The organism is Rahnella selenatireducens, assembly GCF_046449555.1.
Lineage (GTDB): Bacteria > Pseudomonadota > Gammaproteobacteria > Enterobacterales > Enterobacteriaceae > Rahnella > Rahnella selenatireducens.
This window is the reverse complement of sequence record NZ_JBKEZJ010000009.1, coordinates 145,869-161,890: the sequence shown is the minus strand read 5'-3', so window position 1 is coordinate 161,890 and position 16,022 is coordinate 145,869. Positions and strand designations below refer to the sequence as shown.

Annotated in this window: 12 protein-coding genes and 1 tRNA gene; 2 read left to right on the top strand and 11 right to left on the bottom strand. The window is 55.4% G+C overall.

The window, feature by feature from the left end:
* Positions 1-82 precede the first annotated feature (82 nt).
* The 4 genes from ACLBVC_RS16250 to ACLBVC_RS16235 form a co-directional block, all read right to left on the bottom strand.
* Entirely contained in the window at positions 83-3,133 is a 3,051-nt protein-coding gene (locus ACLBVC_RS16250; protein WP_410150491.1) for an efflux RND transporter permease subunit, read from the bottom strand.
* Entirely contained in the window at positions 3,130-4,272 is a 1,143-nt protein-coding gene (locus ACLBVC_RS16245; RefSeq protein WP_410150490.1) for an efflux RND transporter periplasmic adaptor subunit, read from the bottom strand. The genes ACLBVC_RS16250 and ACLBVC_RS16245 overlap by 4 nt, the downstream gene beginning before the upstream one ends.
* A gap of 95 nt (positions 4,273-4,367) precedes the next feature.
* Positions 4,368-5,549: a sensor histidine kinase gene (locus ACLBVC_RS16240; RefSeq protein WP_410150489.1), complete on the bottom strand. Its 1,182-nt coding sequence runs from the start codon at positions 5,547-5,549 to the stop codon at positions 4,368-4,370.
* On the bottom strand, positions 5,546-6,244 hold the full coding sequence (locus ACLBVC_RS16235) for a response regulator (RefSeq protein ID WP_410150488.1): 699 nt from the start codon (positions 6,242-6,244) through the stop codon (positions 5,546-5,548). The genes ACLBVC_RS16240 and ACLBVC_RS16235 overlap by 4 nt, the downstream gene beginning before the upstream one ends.
* Positions 6,245-6,369: 125 nt before the next feature.
* Here ACLBVC_RS16235 and ACLBVC_RS16230 point away from each other — a divergent pair, with 125 nt between their 5' ends.
* Positions 6,370-7,158 (top strand): MipA/OmpV family protein, encoded by a 789-nt coding sequence (locus tag ACLBVC_RS16230; RefSeq protein ID WP_410150487.1) that lies wholly within the window; start codon positions 6,370-6,372, stop codon positions 7,156-7,158.
* A 94-nt stretch (positions 7,159-7,252) separates the two neighbouring features.
* On the opposite strand, the gene ACLBVC_RS16225 is transcribed toward ACLBVC_RS16230, so the two are convergent.
* Genes ACLBVC_RS16225 through ACLBVC_RS16215 form a run of 3 tightly spaced genes read right to left on the bottom strand, consistent with a single transcriptional unit; the run spans position 7,253 to position 10,310 of the window.
* Positions 7,253-7,555 carry a PTS sugar transporter subunit IIB gene (locus tag ACLBVC_RS16225; RefSeq protein WP_410150486.1) on the bottom strand — a complete coding sequence of 101 codons (303 nt, stop codon included), beginning with the start codon at positions 7,553-7,555 and terminating at the stop codon, positions 7,253-7,255.
* Between the two features lie 12 nt (positions 7,556-7,567).
* Positions 7,568-8,878: a PTS sugar transporter subunit IIC gene (locus tag ACLBVC_RS16220; RefSeq protein WP_410150485.1), complete on the bottom strand. Its 1,311-nt coding sequence runs from the start codon at positions 8,876-8,878 to the stop codon at positions 7,568-7,570.
* Positions 8,879-8,891: 13 nt separating this feature from the next.
* Complete coding sequence (locus ACLBVC_RS16215) at positions 8,892-10,310, bottom strand: glycoside hydrolase family 1 protein (RefSeq protein ID WP_410150484.1); 1,419 nt, start codon at positions 10,308-10,310, stop codon at positions 8,892-8,894.
* Between the two features lie 441 nt (positions 10,311-10,751).
* On the opposite strand from ACLBVC_RS16215, the gene ACLBVC_RS16210 reads away from it, so the two are divergent.
* Positions 10,752-10,841: transfer RNA gene (locus ACLBVC_RS16210), tRNA-Ser, on the top strand.
* A 265-nt stretch (positions 10,842-11,106) separates the two neighbouring features.
* On the opposite strand, the gene astE is transcribed toward ACLBVC_RS16210, so the two are convergent.
* The 4 genes from astE to astA are packed head-to-tail and all read right to left on the bottom strand — an operon-like array spanning position 11,107 to position 16,009.
* Positions 11,107-12,087 (bottom strand): succinylglutamate desuccinylase, encoded by a 981-nt coding sequence (gene astE / locus ACLBVC_RS16205; protein ID WP_410150483.1) that lies wholly within the window; start codon positions 12,085-12,087, stop codon positions 11,107-11,109.
* Between the two features lie 18 nt (positions 12,088-12,105).
* Complete coding sequence (gene astB, locus ACLBVC_RS16200) at positions 12,106-13,449, bottom strand: N-succinylarginine dihydrolase (RefSeq protein WP_410150482.1); 1,344 nt, start codon at positions 13,447-13,449, stop codon at positions 12,106-12,108.
* Between the two features lie 11 nt (positions 13,450-13,460).
* Complete coding sequence (astD, locus tag ACLBVC_RS16195) at positions 13,461-14,939, bottom strand: succinylglutamate-semialdehyde dehydrogenase (RefSeq protein WP_410150481.1); 1,479 nt, start codon at positions 14,937-14,939, stop codon at positions 13,461-13,463.
* The gene (gene astA / locus ACLBVC_RS16190) at positions 14,936-16,009 is read right to left on the bottom strand and encodes an arginine N-succinyltransferase (protein WP_410150480.1); all 1,074 of its coding nucleotides are present in this window, start codon (positions 16,007-16,009) and stop codon (positions 14,936-14,938) included. The genes astD and astA overlap by 4 nt, the downstream gene beginning before the upstream one ends.
* Between the last annotated feature and the right edge of the window lie 13 nt (positions 16,010-16,022).

The following is a 16,022-nucleotide window of genomic DNA, read 5'->3' as shown; positions in this document are numbered from 1 at the left end:
TAACCTTCGCATGCCCTTACCACGCCCGGTGCACTGCATCGGGCGTTCTTTCATTCCACGCGGTTACGCACATTGAGAAGTCCTATTTCTCAAATCCCATCACCAGGCTCAATGACGCGGGCAACACCGTCAGCGTCACAAAGGTGGCGATAATCAGTCCACCGATAATGGCATATGCCATCGGCCCCCAAAATACCTGTTCGGCAATCGGCAGCATCCCCAAAATCGCAGCGCAGGCCGTCAGCAAAATCGGCCTTGAACGGTGCTCAGCGGCAGCTTTGATGGCGTCATTGCGGCCCATTCCGGCAAGAACGTTATTGTCTGCTTCACTGATCAGGATCACCGCGTTACGGATAATCATTCCGGCCAGGGCAATCACTCCCAGCAAGGCGACGAATCCCATCGGCGTGCCTGTCGGCAACATGGCGAGCACAATGCCGATAAGCCCAAAAGGAGCCATCGATAATGCCAGCAACATGCGCGAAAAACGTTGCAACTGGATCATCAGCAAAACAAGCATCACGCATAGTGTGACCGGCAACACCGCGTAGACTGAACTGTTCCCCTTCTCTGATTCCGTCACCACGCCGCCCTCTTCGATTTTATAGCCCGGCGGCAACGACGCCCTGATACGCGAAATCTGTGGCGCGAGTTGCTGAGAAACCGTTTCCGCACGCAGCCCCGGCGCAATATCCGTCTGCACGGTAATGAACGGCAGCCGCTGGCGACGCCAGACAACCGGATCGTCAATCCCCCAGACCGGTGTGGCAACCTGGCTTAACGGGATTTTCTGCCCCGTGGCCGTGGTCAACATCAGCCCTGAAAGCGTCGTCACATCCTGGCGTTCGCGGTTATTTGCCCGCAGAACCACGTCGATCAGCCGGTTATTATCCCGGACAGTGGTTACCGTGCTGCCAGACCAGACGGTATGGAGCAACGCCGCGAGACTTTCTGAAGAAACGCCCGCTGCCCGCGCTGCCGTCTGATTCACCCGCAGCGTAATCACCCGCTCGGGCTCTCCGGCGGTCAGGTTCACATCGCGGGTTATGGCGCTGTTGCCCAGTGCGGCGGCAAGCCGTTGCGCCGCTATTCTGACTTTCGCGTAGTCCGGCCCGCTGACGCGATATTTCACTGGCCAGCCTACCGGCGGGCCGAGTTCCAATGGCGAGACCCGGCTGGTGATGTCGCTGAAATCTCGCGCTAACAGGGTTTCCAGCTGTGCCCGAAGAGTGTCCCTGTCCTCCAGACTTTTCGCCACAACCACCAGTTGCGCCGTGTTTTCGTTATCCAGTAAAACATCCATCGGCAGATAAAAACGCACAGCCCCCGACCCGACATAAGCCGAAAAGTGATCAACATTTTTGTTGCCTTGCAGCGTGTGTTCCAGCCGTTCTGTTTGCCGCGCGGTTTCTGTCTGGGACGCATTGGAAGGCAGGGTCAGGCTAACCAGCAGTTCCGGGCGGTCGGAGGCCGGGAAAAATTCGCCCTGCATAAACGTCGTTGCATACGCCGATATTCCGAGTAACAGGCAGGCGATGCCCAGCGTCATCCCGCGGTGATGCAGCACATAATTTAGCAGGCGCGGGTAGATGCGCATTAATGTGCCACTTTTTTTCGCCTGTGAAGCGGATTTTTCAGGCAAAAGCCACGTTCCGATCAACGGTGAAAAAAGTATGGCAACACCCCAGGAACACAGCAGCGCAATGAACACCACGGCGAACAATGAATAGCAATATTCGCCCGCGCTGGAGGCCGCAAAACCGACCGGAATGAACCCGGCAATCATCACCAGCGTACCGGTCAGCATCGGGAATGCGGTCGTTTCAAATGCGTGAGTTGCCGCACACCACAAAGTGTCCCCCGCCTCGATGCGTGACACCATCGCTTCGACGGTAATCATCGCGTCATCCACCAGTAATCCCAGCGCAATGATCAGCGCGCCCAGCGAAATACGCTGTAATCCTATTCCGGCCAGCATCATGCCAATAAACGTCATGGCCAGCACAATAGGGATCGCGGCTGCGACCACCAGCCCTGCGCGGGTGCCTAGCGAGACAAAGGACACCGCCAACACAATCACGACGGCTTCGATAAGCACCCGGATAAAACTGCTGACGGCCTGCGAAACCACGGCGGACTGATCCGCCACTTTCACCCTGTCAATTCCGTGCGGGAGACGCGTTTGAATATCTGCCATCCGTTCATTGAGCGTCTTGCCGAACGACAACATATTCCCGGAAGAAGCCATCGAAATCGCCAGCCCGATGGCCGGTTTCCCGTTAACCCGGAATGCCGGTGAAGGCGGCTCGGCATTCTCACGGCTGATAGTCGCGATATCGGTCAGCGGAATGAAGCGCCCGGCAAGGTGCAAGGTGACGGCCCGCAAACTTTGCTCAGACGTCAGGGCACCGCTAACGCGCAACGCAATGTTCTCGCGATCGCTGCGCAGGAAACCCGACGGCTCTACGGCGTTTTGCGCTTTCAGAGCATCGGCGACCTGTTGCAGGTCAATACCCATACCGGCGAGTTGCGCTGGCGAAAACGCAATCACGATGTTTTCCTCCTGCACACCGAGCAGGCTGGCTTTGCCCATGTCCGGCAGCGTCATCAGGCTGCGGCGGATGTCTTCCACACGGTCGCGCAACTCCCGCGGCGTGAAACCTTCCGCGGTAAAACCATAGATTGTGCCAAACGTATCCTCGAATTCATCGTTGACCGACGGTGCCTGAACACCGGCGGGTAAAGAAGGCGTAATATCCTGCATTTTTTTACGCACCTGATACCAGATCCCGGCGACCGCAGACGGCGGCGTGTCATCGCGCAAGTTAACGAAGATCACCGACTGTCCGGCGTGCGTATCGCTCTCCACGTAATCAAGATACGGAATTTCCTGTAATTTTTTTTCCAGCGTGTCGGTGACCAGATTGACCGTATCCTCCACGGTGGCACCCGGCCAGGTGGCAGACACCACGGCGGTTTTAATGGTAAATGCCGGATCTTCGTTACGGGGCAATTGCACGTAACTGATAATGCCTGCGGTCATTAACAGGAGCATAAGAAAGGCCATCAGCGGCTGATGGGCTAGCGCCCAGGCAGAGAGGTTAAATTTGCTGACCCGCAATGAAGGCTTCATTCGCAGCCCTCCCCGAGGGTCACTTTTTCACCGTCACGCAACTGACTCACCCCGGCAATCACTACCGTTTCGCCGGGGCTGACGCCCGTTTTGACAAAGATTTCTGAAGTGCTGTAACGCCCTAATACCACCGGTCGCAGGTGCAGCCTGAGGGTTTTGGTATTCACGACAAAAATGGCGGGCTGCCCCCCGGCGCGGGTCAGAGCGGTGGCAGGAAGGGCTACCGTTGATTCCTCTGAAGCGTGAAGGATGAGCTGCACGCTGGCGCCCAGTGCCAGCGCAGGCGGCGGGTTGTCGAGCGTGATGCGAACGCGCCAGGTCCGGGTTTGCGGGTCGGCCTGCGGGCTGATATCCCGTAAATGCCCCTGCACGACCAACGATGGATCCGATAGCAAAGACACGGCAAACACATTGCCGGCGTGGGCAGAAACGGCCTGCGTGCCGGCCACATCAAAGACCGCATCGCGCCCGTCGCCCGACGCCAGTGTCATTACCGTTTGTCCGGCGGTAACGAACTGACCGGCCGAGGCGTTGACCTGCGTAATCACCCCGTCCGCCGGAGACGTCAGTTGTGACCAGCCGAGGTTCTCACGGGCAGTTTTCAGCGAATCTTCACTGCTCTGACGCCGTGAACGGGCCGCCTGCCAGTCTGACTGCGCGCTATCGAGCTGCGAACGGGCGATGGCGCCGCCCGGCATCAGCAACTTCATGCGTCTGAGATTGAGCGAGGCCAGCTGTTCCGCTGCGAGGGCGCTGTCGAGATCGGCCTGCGCGCTGCTGAGCTGGTTCCGGCGGGTGTCCGGTTCCTGTATGGCTAACACCTGCCCGGCCGTCACGCGCTCACCGACATCGGCCTGTCGGGTCAGTATGCGCCCTTCGAGCCGGAAGCCGAGTAACGTCTCTTCATGAGGCCGTATTTCGCCGGTCTGGATAAACAAACCGGAAGCTTCCGGAGAAGGTGCGATAACCACGCGCACCGGCCTGACGGGAGCCGCCTGTTTATGCGTTTTATCGCCACAGCCGGACACCAGCGCGGCAACGAACAGCAGGAATACAGCGGGAATAAACGGCCACAAGCGGTCACAGGCAGCCAGATGGCGCAGCGCGTGGCGTGCATAATCAGTAAAAGTAGCGGACATGACAGACTTCCTGAATTGAGATGCCGCTATTCAATCCACTCACTGTCCAGATTCCCGCGATATTTCATCAAGGAACCGTCAAGACACACACTTTTTTATTGTCCGCCTTCCGGCTGAGGAAAACTGACCGTAATTAACAACCCGCGAGGCGCTTTCTGCGCTGCCCGAATGCTGCCGCCGTGGGCTTTACAAATTGCCCGGGCAATGGATAATCCTAATCCGCTGCCGCCGGAATGCCGCGCGCGGGAAGATTCCGCCCGGCTAAAACGTTCAAACATCACCGGCAGAAATTCGGCATCCACGCCCGGCCCGTGATCTTCAAAAGTAATCTCAACGCTGGTTTTCGTGTGCAAAACCGAAATATCCAGCCGGTGCCCTTCGTGCGCATAACGCAGCGCATTTTCCATCAGAATGGTCATTACCTGCCCGAGCCGGAACGGATCGCCGACATAAAGGCACGGAACATCAGGCGTCACGACAATATCAAACCCGGCATCCGCTGACTGAGGTTTGAGCCAGGCCACGCGCTCACGCAGCAATTCAGCCAGATCCAGACGGGTTTTACTGAGATTGAGCTGACCGGCGTCCGCCAGTGAAAGCAAATGCAGCTCGTCAATCAGCCGGTTCAGATGCAAAAGCTGTTTCATGACCATCTGCAACTGACGCAGTTCCGGCTGGAATACGCCGTCAAGCATCCCCTGCAAACGCCCCACCGCCGCCGTCAGAGGCGAGCGAAGTTCGTGCGCCATCGCCACATGCGACGCCCGCAGTTCCCGCTCATAGCGCGAAAGCTGCAACATCATGGCGTTAAAATCGTCAGTGAACTGATTAAGCTCTGCCGGGGCATTTTTGACCGGCTCGGCTCGCGTATTGAAATCCCCTTTCGTGACTGCCCGCGCCACCTGCGCCAGGCGGCTGAACTGTAATGAAAGCGGACGCGCGGCTTTTAAACCCAACAGGGCAATAAAAGGGATCACCACGACAACCAGTATGCCGACCATCATCCAGTCGGCAGACGCGATAGAGGGATCCGAATAACGCGCCCCCCAGCCCTGATCCACAATCTCATGAAAGCGTGCCAGATTGAGCTCAGGGTTAGTGCGCAATACCTCAAATTCCGCCCGCATGGCCGGGGACATATGGTGCAATACCCAGAGGTTCTCAATGACAAACCGCAGCCACATGCACAGCGCAATCAGAACAACGCTGCCGATAGCCAGCGTCAGGATACGGACACAAATCCAGCGCCACAGGGACTGATCGTGTGAGCCACTCATGGTTGACGGAACCGGTAGCCCACGCCACGCACGTTGACCAGCACATTCACGACCCCGGCGGATTCCAGTTTTTTGCGCAAGTTATAGACGTGTGTATCCACCACCCTTTCCAGCGCCTCACTTTCCGGCAGGCAATGTTCGAGCAGATATTGCCGTGAGAACGGGCGCGTCGGCGCACGCATTAATGTGCTCAGAACACCGAATTCTGTGGGGGTTAAATCCAGATAACGCCGTTCACCCGATGCTGACCGGACGGAAGCAGTGAGCGCATCGACATCGACGTCGAGCCCCTGCCAGCACAAAACGGACGGTGTCACCTCGTTGCCCGACGCCACACGCCGTAATACCGCCTGCACCCGCGCCACGACTTCGCCGGGGTTGTAGGGTTTGACGACATAATCATCCGCACCAAACCGCAGCGCACCAATTTTATCCGGCATATCCCCCATCGCGGTCACCATGATGACCGGTGTACTGCTTTCGCGGCGGACAGACGCCAGAACGTCCGTGCCTCGCATCCCCGGCAGCATCACATCCAGTAAAATCAGGTCAGGCTTCCAGCGCTGCGCACTCTCCAGCCCCGACAGTCCGTCACCGGCAATCTGCACTTCATAACCTTCACGCTTCAGATAAGCATCAAGAACGTCTGCCGCATCAGCATCGTCTTCAATGATCAGGATCCGTTTTGTCTGCATGTTTATCGCCTTGACTGTTTCTTCATAAATCCCAGACAGTATATTGACACTGCCTCTGCATACTCCGGTTTCAGACGCGGCTGCAATCCGCTACGAACCATACGGTTGGGTGATGAGGAACCACAATGATATCCAGAAAACTTATGCTGCACATTACCTGTTTCACCGTGTCCGCAACAGTGCTGCAGGCACTGGCCGATGACAACACTTCGCCTGCACAAACGTTTACTGTCGGGATAGGCGCACAAAGCGCGCCACGTTACAGCGGCTCGGATGAGCGTCACTGGCTGGTTGCGCCGGTCATCCAGGCGCGAGACAACGCCGTGTTCTTCGATTCGCTCAAAGGCGTGGGATATGACCTGCAGGCCGAGAACGGTCTGTATCTTGAACATACGGTGGGCGTCAGCCTGGGGCGAACAGACCGGAATTCGACCTGGCGCGATGGCTCAGAAAAACTGAAAGGTATGGGGAATATTGATGTGGCCGTCAATACCGCCATCGCCATCGGCTGGTCAGCGACGCCGTGGCTTTCTTTCGAAGGCAAAACCACGCTTCCCCTGAGTGACGGGCAAGGCGTGCAGTATCAGACGTCAGTGACATTACTGCCGGTGCAAAATAATACCGACACCGTCGCATTCCAGTCGGCAGCCCTTTTTGGCGACCGGCGCTACATGAATACCTTTTACGGCGTGAGCAGAAAGCAAAGCGATCGGACTGACTTTGCCCCTTATCAGGCCGCCGGAGGATTTTATGGCGTGGACACCAGCCTGACCTGGAGTCACACGTTCACCCCAAACTGGGGCGGTGTCGTCAGCGCGGATTACACCTGGCTGGGCGATCATGCGGACAAAAGCCCCATCGTTGAACAACGCGAGGGCACCACCGTCAATTTCGCCGTGCTTTATACGTTTTAAGGAAGCGGCCATCGGCGTAGCCATCCATAGCAAAAACGCCCGCTCAGGTTTCCTGAGACGGGCGTTTTGTTTTACGGCATTCTGCTAATCGTGCTTACCCTTTCAAATCGATAGCCTGCGCCAGAACCGCCGTCCCGTTCATCCGTCCATAACTGATCATGTCTATAGCAGCAACCGGTCTTGTCCCCTGCGTGACTGTTTCAACTCGCGCTTTCAGATACGCCACCTGCGGCCCGAGCAAAATCACGTCTGCTTTCGCCCACTCTTCGTTCAGGCGAACATCAGGAATGGCCCAAATCTCAGCCTCAATATTTTGCTCTTTCGCGGCAGCAGTCATTTTGCCCATCAGCATGCTGGTCGACATCCCTGCATTGCACACCAGAAGAATTTTGATCATGGTTACATCCTTTTAAGAGTGAGTTGCCTGCGCCATCGCGACGCGTTCAGCAAATTTGAGGAACGGCAGATAGAACATGACGGTCAGCGCGATCAGCACGCCCTGCAAAATCGCAGCACGCCAGTCACCGCCGGTCGCCAGAAACCCGGAAAGCAACGGCGGCGTGGTCCACGGGATCTGCACGGTGACATGATTAATCCATCCCCACGCGGTGGCGTAATAGGCGATCGTCAGGCTGAAAACCGGTGCCAGCACGAACGGAACGATCAGCGCCGGATTAAATACGATCGGCAACCCGAAAATAATCGGCTCGCTGATATTAAAAAGGCACGGCGCGGTCGCCATTTTGGCGATGTCGCGGTAATCCTTTTTACGGCTAAAAATGAAGATGGCAATCAGTAAACCAATGGTGTTTCCCGAACCGCCCATCACGCCAAACGTGTCCTTAAACGCCATACAGATTATGTTGGGAATTTCCTGATGCTGCGCAAAAGCCAGCGTGTTCTCCTGCATGTTGTTCAGCAGGAAAGGATCCAGCACCGCGCCGGAAATCACGCCCTGATGGATGCCTACCGAGAAGAAAAGATTGGCGACGGTGGTGATAAACAAAAAGCCCGGCAGACTGGTGGTAACGGATTTCAGGGGTTGCTGGATGAGCGTCGCAATCAGGGTATTCACGTCCAGGCCACTCAGCGTTTTGATAGCAAACGACCCGGCGGCAAAGCAGATCATGGTCAGCATCACCGGGATCAGGGTGTTGAACGAATTGATGACCGCGGGCGGAATTGCGCCGCCGCTGATATTGACCTGCAAACGTTTATTCCCTGCCAGACGGATAAACAGCGACGTCACCATCAGCCCGGTCAGAATGCCGACAAACATCCCGGCAGATCCGGTCGAGGCGAAACTGATGCCGCCGGTCACTTCCACCGGTTGCTGTGAAACCAGCGCCGTCAGGTGGACGGTTTCAGGCATAAAAATCACCACTACGGAAACCGATAGCAGCACCGGCGCAATAGCGTTCTGGTAGTTTTTGTTCTGACACAGGTGATACGCGCCTGCCGCCGCAATCAGAATGGAAATGAAATTCAGCGAGCCGTTGACGACAGAATTGCCGATGGCCTGAATCTCGGTCAGACGCATCGGTTCAACAAATCCCGACAATATCCCGTCAGGTTTCAATAAGGTGTTATTGAGCAGCACCATCAATCCGGCCAGGACAAAAAATGGCATCAGTGAGGCAAATGCATCGCGTAATGAACGCAGATGTACCTGACCTCCAATATGCTGGGCGACCAGCACGGCGTTATCCATCAGTTTCATGATTATTTCCCTATCAGAATTCGGTATAGAATCCGTCGAATTCAAATCCATTTTCATCGCTGAGTTTCTTATAAAACTCACCGCTTAATTTAAGCGTGCGTATTTGTGTACTGAGATCTACTGCCACCAGCCCGTAGCGGTTTTTATACGCATTAATCCAGGACCAGCAATCAATAAATGTCCACAGATGATATCCGTTGATATTACAACCTTCACTGATTGCCTGATGTACATAGGTCAGATGGTTTTTGATATATCCGATTCGATAAGTATCCTGAACCTGGCCGTCATTAATAAACCGCTGTTCATCGGCAACCCCCATACCATTTTCAGAAATAAAGGATTCAATATTGCCGTAATTATCACGGATATCGATGCAGAGATCGTAAATTCCTTTTTCGTAAATTTCCCAGCCGCGATGAGGATTAAAACGGCGCCCCGGCATCACATAACTTTCGAAGAACCATTCAGGCATAAACGGGGATTGCGGATTCACGGCGGCAGAGCGCGCTTTGACCCGGCGCGGCTCGTAATAATTCAGGCCAAGGATCTGCACGGTATTGTCGCGGATGACGGCTAAATCGTCCGGCGTGTAGGACGGTAAATGGTGGTATTGTTCCAGCGTATCAATCAGTTTTTTCGGGAACGTGCCTTTAACGGACGGATCGAGGAAGCTGCGATTGTAGAACAAATCAGCGTATTCCGCCGCCTGTTTATCAAAGCCGTTTTCACTGCGCGGATACGTCGGGCTCAGGTTAAGGATAATGCCGATTTTACTGGTCAGGTCGTGGCGTTTAAACGCTTCAATAGCTTTGGCGCTCGCGAGAATCGTGTTAAAAGCGACCTGCACACCACGCTGAAAATCGACGACATTCGGGTAATGAAAATCTTCCATATACCCGCCGAGCACAGGCCCCAGCGGTTCGTTAAAAGTAAACCAGTGGAAGACCAGATCGCCGAATTCAGTGAAACAGGTATCGGCGAAACGGACGTAAGCCTCCACCACCTCGCGACTTTCCCAGCCGCCTTTTTGCATCATGCTTTCTGGCATATCGAAGTGGAATAAATTGGCAAACGGCTTAATGCCGTTTGCGTTCATTTCCGACAGCATATCGCGGTAAAAAGCGATGGCCTGAGGGCAGACGTCCCCGTCTCCCTGCGGGAATAACCGCGCCCAGGAAATCGACAGCCGGAAAGAGTTATGTCCGGTTTCCTTCATCAGCTGAATATCTTGCGGGTAACGGTTAAAGAAATCCGTTGTAGTATCGGTGTTCACGCCCTGATAAAAACGATTCGGCTCTTTATCCCACGACATATCCCATTGCGTACGCCCTTTGCCGGTATTTCCCCTGCCTTCTGCCTGCTCTGCCGACCATGCACTTCCCCACCAGAATCCATCAGGAAAATTAAGAAATTTCTTGTCGTGATGCATTACGCCATCCTTTATTAGCCACTGCTGCCGGTTATTTTTTAAATTCCGTTTACTGAACTGCGTCAGCATAGAATTAAACCTAGACCTATAAATAAATGATTCAGGGTTTTATTTATTTCTGTGAACTGTTTCCAATTTCAACTTCAAGGCACTATTGAATTTCAGGCGTCCGGCATACTCTTGGGAAAATAGTCGACCCCATGCTAATTCATAACTTTAAAATATGAATTTCTATAATTTAATATAAATTTAGTATTATTAATGTCAGGTTATCATTTTTAGAACCTGTGAATTGCCCGCAGAGAACAGCCACCGTTTACTAAATCGTCACCCTGAATGCTCTGTGAGCGTCTGACACAAAACACCGAAATTCTGCTTGACCCTTCGGGACTGCCTCCCTATAGTAGCGCCCCGTTGCAGCGCTTGCGGTGTAACAAATCCGGTGAGGTGTCTGAGTGGCTGAAGGAGCACGCCTGGAAAGTGTGTATACGAGTAATCGTATCGAGGGTTCGAACCCCTCCCTCACCGCCATATAAAAGAAAAAGGTTCTGATGAAAATCAGAACCTTTTTCTTTTGCAACAAACCGAAAGTTAGTATTTAAATCCTTTATAACCAGTCGCATTCATCAAACATTGCTTCCATGACATCCTCCGGCGACTTTGGTCATTACGTTTTCACGTTGTGAAAACATGTAATAAATTCAACATCCTGCTGAATCCACTGCTCACAAAATACGCAGAATAAAACCGACTAGCAATACTGTATGAACAATTCGGGAATGCGCCTCGCAAAAATCTACATCTTCACCAGCATCAGTCCGGCTCTCAGCCCCGGCGCGACATTCGGGTTCGGAAACAGCACCACTTCTTCCTCTTCTTCCACCCGATAGGTTTTCCCGGTTTCTTTGGCGATCACGAAGCCTTTTTTATAAGGCGTAAAATTCAGTGCAGCCGCGGGAACAAACAGTTGGAAATCTTCCTTCGCGCGGATCACGTCCTGTACCACACGGTAATGCAGCAGTGGTTCACCAGTTTCACGGGCAGGCAGAGGCTCGCCGCTGACCAGCGTTTCCAGTCCGCAGCGGATCCCCGTGAACTGCGTGTGATCGTTGCTACCGAATGGCAACGCTTTACCCAGTTCTAATGTGCAACTGTCGGCCTGAAACACTTCACTGCTGAAATGCGTAAAGGTACCGCCCGGTGAACGGTGATGCACCAGCGCGTCGAGACCGCACGCACTGAGCCACGCCAGCATTGCTTCGCTTTTCGGTCTGGCCTGTAACGGCAACAGCCCGAAGCGCACATGCAGGGAACCGCGAATAGCGGTGTGCAAATCATAATGAAAACGATGTACGGCACCCGCCGCCGTGGCGCTGCGGTAAAACAGCGCCATCGCCTGCTCGAGTTCCTGCGCGCGTCGTGTTTCCTCATTCGGGGTATAACGTGCGTGACGTCCGCCAAACATGCGGTTCATATCGGCAACAGCAAACCGCTTATTGAGTCGCATGGACGGCGGGTTGCCCAACAACACCAGCAACCGCACCCGCAGCGCTCTTGCGCCGGAAAGCAGTTCGCGGGTCAGCTGATTCAGCAGTTCTATCGGCGCCGTCTCATTGCCATGAATCCCCGCCGAAATCACAACGGCGGTGTCACAAGGCACACGCGGTGTCAGTTCGAGAATGCCCTCACCGCGCCACTGCCAGTCCAGCGTTTCGGTTTGTCCGGCCGGTTCAGTGACCGGCTCGCCCGCCAGCGTCACCGCTAACAAATCAAACATAACTCACTCCTTTGAGGGTCAGCGCTGGAACGGGTAAATGGCACCCAGCCCGAGAATATTGGTGAGTTCATCCAGCGCAGTGCGCACTTCGGTCAGCAGTTGCGGATCCGCCAGATCTTTGGCCTGCATGCGGTCACGGTAATGCGTATCCACCCACGTATTCAGGCGCGCAAACTGGCTGTCACTCATGATCGACGCCACATTCACCGCGTTCAGCTCATTCCGGTTCAGCGCCACGCGCAGCCGCAGACAGGCCGGGCCGCCGCCGTTGCGCATACTTTCACGTAAATCAAACACTTCAATCTGATTAACCGGCCCGCCGCTTTCAACTAATTCGGACAAATAGGCCCAGACGCCGCTGTGCTGGCGTGACTCTTCCGGCACCACTAACAACATTTTGCCGTCGGATTTGGTCAGCAACTGGCTGTTGAAAAGGTAGGTTGCCACGGCGTCATCCAGAGAAACTTTCGCCTGCGGCACTTCAATCGGCTGGAAATCCAGTTCAAGTGCAGTCATTTTGCGGCGGATTTCACTGAGCGCGCTGGCCGTATTCACAAACGCCTGCTGATGATGGAAAAGCACGTTGCCGTTACTGACCGAAATCACGTCGTTATGGAAAACGCCGCTGTCGATTGCCTGCGGATTTTGCTGGATAAATACCGTTCTTTTTTCATCGAGCTGATGCAAACGCGCCACCGCGTCACTGGCCAGACGCGTCTGGCGCGCAGGATAACGCACTGGTTCGTTTTCGCCGGTCACCAGCCCGTCGCGGCCATACACAAAAACCTGCACGCCAGGTTTGTCATACGCCCCACATAACCGGTTATGGTTGGCGGCACCTTCATCGCCTAAAGCAGCTACCTGCGGCAGCGCTTCGTGATGCGCAAAATAGCGATCCGCATGGAACGTCGCGCGCAAAATGGCTGACGTGGTTTCGGCTTCTATCGCCCGGTGGAATTTATTATTCAGATTAGCGACGGTGAAATGTACGCGCCCGTCGCCGCTGTCCGCCGATGGGGAAACCGTCGCCGCATTCGCCACCCACATGGATGATGCGGAGCTCAGCGACGACAACAGACGCGGCGAATACGCCTGCGCTTTTGCCAGCACTTCGCGGTCGCTGCCGCCGAATCCCATCTTGCGTAACGTGCTGAGATGCGGCCGTTCGTGCGGCGGCAAAATCCCCTGCGCAAAGCCCAGATCGGCCAGCGCTTTCATTTTCCGCAAACCCTGCTTCGCCGCCAGACGCGGATTAGCGACGGCATTCTGGTTTTTAGTCGAGGCTTCGTTGCCAAAAGACAGCCCGGCGTAATGGTGCGTTGGCCCGACGAGTCCATCAAAATTTGCTTCACATCCAGACATTCCAGCTCTCCTCAGGTTGTGCGAAAATCAACACCCGGCGACAGCGTCGCAGGAAGTTCCAGCTTGTCTGTTTCCAGCGAGGCCATCGGCCACGCGCAGTAATCCGCAGCATAATAAGCGCTCGGGCGATGGTTACCGGAAGCACCAATACCGCCGAATGGCGCATTGCTCGATGCCCCGGTTAGCGGTTTGTTCCAGTTCACAATCCCCGCCCTTGCTTCCAATAATAGCTGCTCAAACTGAACGCGCTCTGCAGAAATCAGCCCCGTCGCCAGCCCGAAGCGGGTCTGATTAGCGAGACGGATGGCGCTATCAAAATCGCTGTAACGGTAAATGCTCAGCAGCGGGCCAAAATATTCTTCATCCGGAATGCCGGCCACGCCGGTGAGATCAATAATCCCCGGCGTCAGCACCGTATTCAGCGGATCCGGACGCGTCAGCAGCAACAGCGGTTTGCCGCCGAGCGCCAGTAATTCGTCCTGCGCTTTCAGCATGTTGCGCGCTGCGGCATCCGAAATGACGCCGCCCATAAACGGTTGCGGCTCGTCATTCCAGCCGCCCACGCGCAGTTGCATCGTGACATCCAGCAGGCGCGCGATAAACGCATCACCCGCCGCGCCCTCTTTCACCAGCAAACGGCGCGCGCAGGTACAACGCTGCCCGGCAGAAATAAAAGCGGACTGAATGGTCAGATTAACCGCGGCATCGATATCCTCTACCGGTTCAACAATCAGCGCGTTATTGCCGCCCATTTCCAGCGCGAGAATTTTCTCTGGCTGCCCCGCCAGCTGGCGATGCAACTGATAGCCCGTGCCCGCGCTGCCGGTAAACAGCAACCCGTCGATATTCCCGCAGGCCGCCAGCGCTTCGCCGGTCGTGCGCCCGCCCTGCACCAGATTCAGCACGCCTTCCGGTAAACCGGCCTGCTGCCAGAGTTTCACGGTTTCTTCCGCAGTTTTCGGCGTCAGCTCGCTGGGCTTGAAAACGAGGGTATTGCCCGCCAGCAATGCCGGAACGATGTGACCATTTGGCAGATGTCCGGGGAAGTTATACGGCCCGAATACCGCCAGAACGCCGTGCGGACGGTGGCGTAATACCGCTTCTCCGTCCGGCATCGCGGTGTGTTTTTCACCGGTACGCTGCTGATTGGCTTCCAGAGAAATGGCCACTTTACCGATCATCGCCTGGATTTCTGTCAGCGTTTCCCAGCGCGGTTTGCTGGTTTCCTGACTGATGATTTCCGCCAGACGGGTTTTATGTTCGGTCAGTAAATCCGCAAAACGTTTAATCACCTCGCTACGTTCCGCCAAGGTTTTACGTGCCCACGCCGGAAATGCCGTGCGTGCTGCCGTGCAGGCCATTTCCACGTCTTGCGCGTCAGCGCTCAGTGCCGACCACAACAACGTGTTATCCGCCGGATTGGTTTTGCTGAGCTGCGCGCCTTGCCCGCTGCGCCACTGGCCCTGAATAAAGAGTGCGGGTTGCATCATGCGAGACTTTCCTTTTTTTGAAATTGTGTCGGTTGGGTGGCGCTGCTGCCGGGGAAAAGTGCCACGGCGCGCAGGCTGTCGCCTTCACGAACACCGAGCATGTCTGCTTCGCGGGCGTTTAACTGAACAGATTCCGGCGAATCGCTGCCCGGGATTAGCAAAGCGCGGAAATTCTGGTACTGCTCGTTGGCGACCAGATATTGCGGCTCGTCACGGTCGGCGCGATGTTCTGCCAGCCGGACCGGCAACAGGCGGCTTTCTCTGACGGCGCGCAGCGAATCAATTTCGCCTTCCAGCGTCGGGCCCGCGTCAAAAATATCGACATAACCTTCGTAGCGCAGCCCTTCGCCTTCCAGCACGGCGCGCGCCGGTGCGGTTTGCGGATGGACAGCACCAATCACTTCCCTCGCTTCGTGGCTGAGCAGTTCGGTGTACAGCGGATGTTTCGGCATCAGTTCGGCGATAAAAGACTTTTGCCCCATACCGGTCAGTCGGTCAGCCTCGGCGAATTCCATACCGAAGAAATGCCGCCCGACGCTGTCCCAGAACGGAGAACAGCCGTTGTCGTCGGACATCCCGCGCATCTCCGCAATCACCTTACGGGAGAAATATTCGCGGAAAGCCGCCAGAAACAGAAAGCGCACTTTTGATAACAGCTGGCCGTTTTTCCCGTGGCGATAATCCGGATCGAGGAACAGCGTGCAAAGTTCGGTATAACCGGTGTGGTCGTTGCTGAGAAACAGCGTCGGCACCGGTTTGTAGATATTCAGGCTTTTTGAGGCGTGAACCAGTGTGCCGAGGCGAAAGTTATACCAGGGTTCGCTCAGCCCGACGGCCACTTCGATGGCGCTGACGCCCACGACTTTTTCAAGTTCCGTGTCTTCGAGCACAAACAAATAACCCTGTTCGGCTTTCTCAAGGCGACCTTCCCAGGTCGCCACCGAACGCTCAATGCGTCCGCGTAAATGCGCTTCATCCTTGGGCAAAGACGTTAAACCGATGCCGGTTTTGCCTGACAACAGCAGGATATCGGCGAGATCGCCGGGCCGCACAGGTCGAATCAACATCATGATGCTCTACCTC

Excerpts from the sequence above, each read along its gene's own strand:
- ACLBVC_RS16230 (WP_410150487.1), top strand. The coding sequence starts at position 6,370 with ATGATATCCAGAAAACTTATGCTGCACATTACCTGTTTCACCGTGTCC.
- astB (WP_410150482.1), bottom strand. The coding sequence starts at position 13,449 with ATGTCTGGATGTGAAGCAAATTTTGATGGACTCGTCGGGCCAACGCAC.
- ACLBVC_RS16225 (WP_410150486.1), bottom strand. The coding sequence starts at position 7,555 with ATGATCAAAATTCTTCTGGTGTGCAATGCAGGGATGTCGACCAGCATG.
- ACLBVC_RS16215 (WP_410150484.1), bottom strand. The coding sequence starts at position 10,310 with ATGCATCACGACAAGAAATTTCTTAATTTTCCTGATGGATTCTGGTGG.
- astE (WP_410150483.1), bottom strand. The coding sequence starts at position 12,087 with ATGTTTGATTTGTTAGCGGTGACGCTGGCGGGCGAGCCGGTCACTGAA.
- ACLBVC_RS16220 (WP_410150485.1), bottom strand. The coding sequence starts at position 8,878 with ATGAAACTGATGGATAACGCCGTGCTGGTCGCCCAGCATATTGGAGGT.
- ACLBVC_RS16245 (WP_410150490.1), bottom strand. The coding sequence starts at position 4,272 with ATGTCCGCTACTTTTACTGATTATGCACGCCACGCGCTGCGCCATCTG.
- ACLBVC_RS16240 (WP_410150489.1), bottom strand. The coding sequence starts at position 5,549 with ATGAGTGGCTCACACGATCAGTCCCTGTGGCGCTGGATTTGTGTCCGT.
- astA (WP_410150480.1), bottom strand. The coding sequence starts at position 16,009 with ATGATGTTGATTCGACCTGTGCGGCCCGGCGATCTCGCCGATATCCTG.
- ACLBVC_RS16235 (WP_410150488.1), bottom strand. The coding sequence starts at position 6,244 with ATGCAGACAAAACGGATCCTGATCATTGAAGACGATGCTGATGCGGCA.
- ACLBVC_RS16250 (WP_410150491.1), bottom strand. The coding sequence starts at position 3,133 with ATGAAGCCTTCATTGCGGGTCAGCAAATTTAACCTCTCTGCCTGGGCG.
- astD (WP_410150481.1), bottom strand. The coding sequence starts at position 14,939 with ATGATGCAACCCGCACTCTTTATTCAGGGCCAGTGGCGCAGCGGGCAA.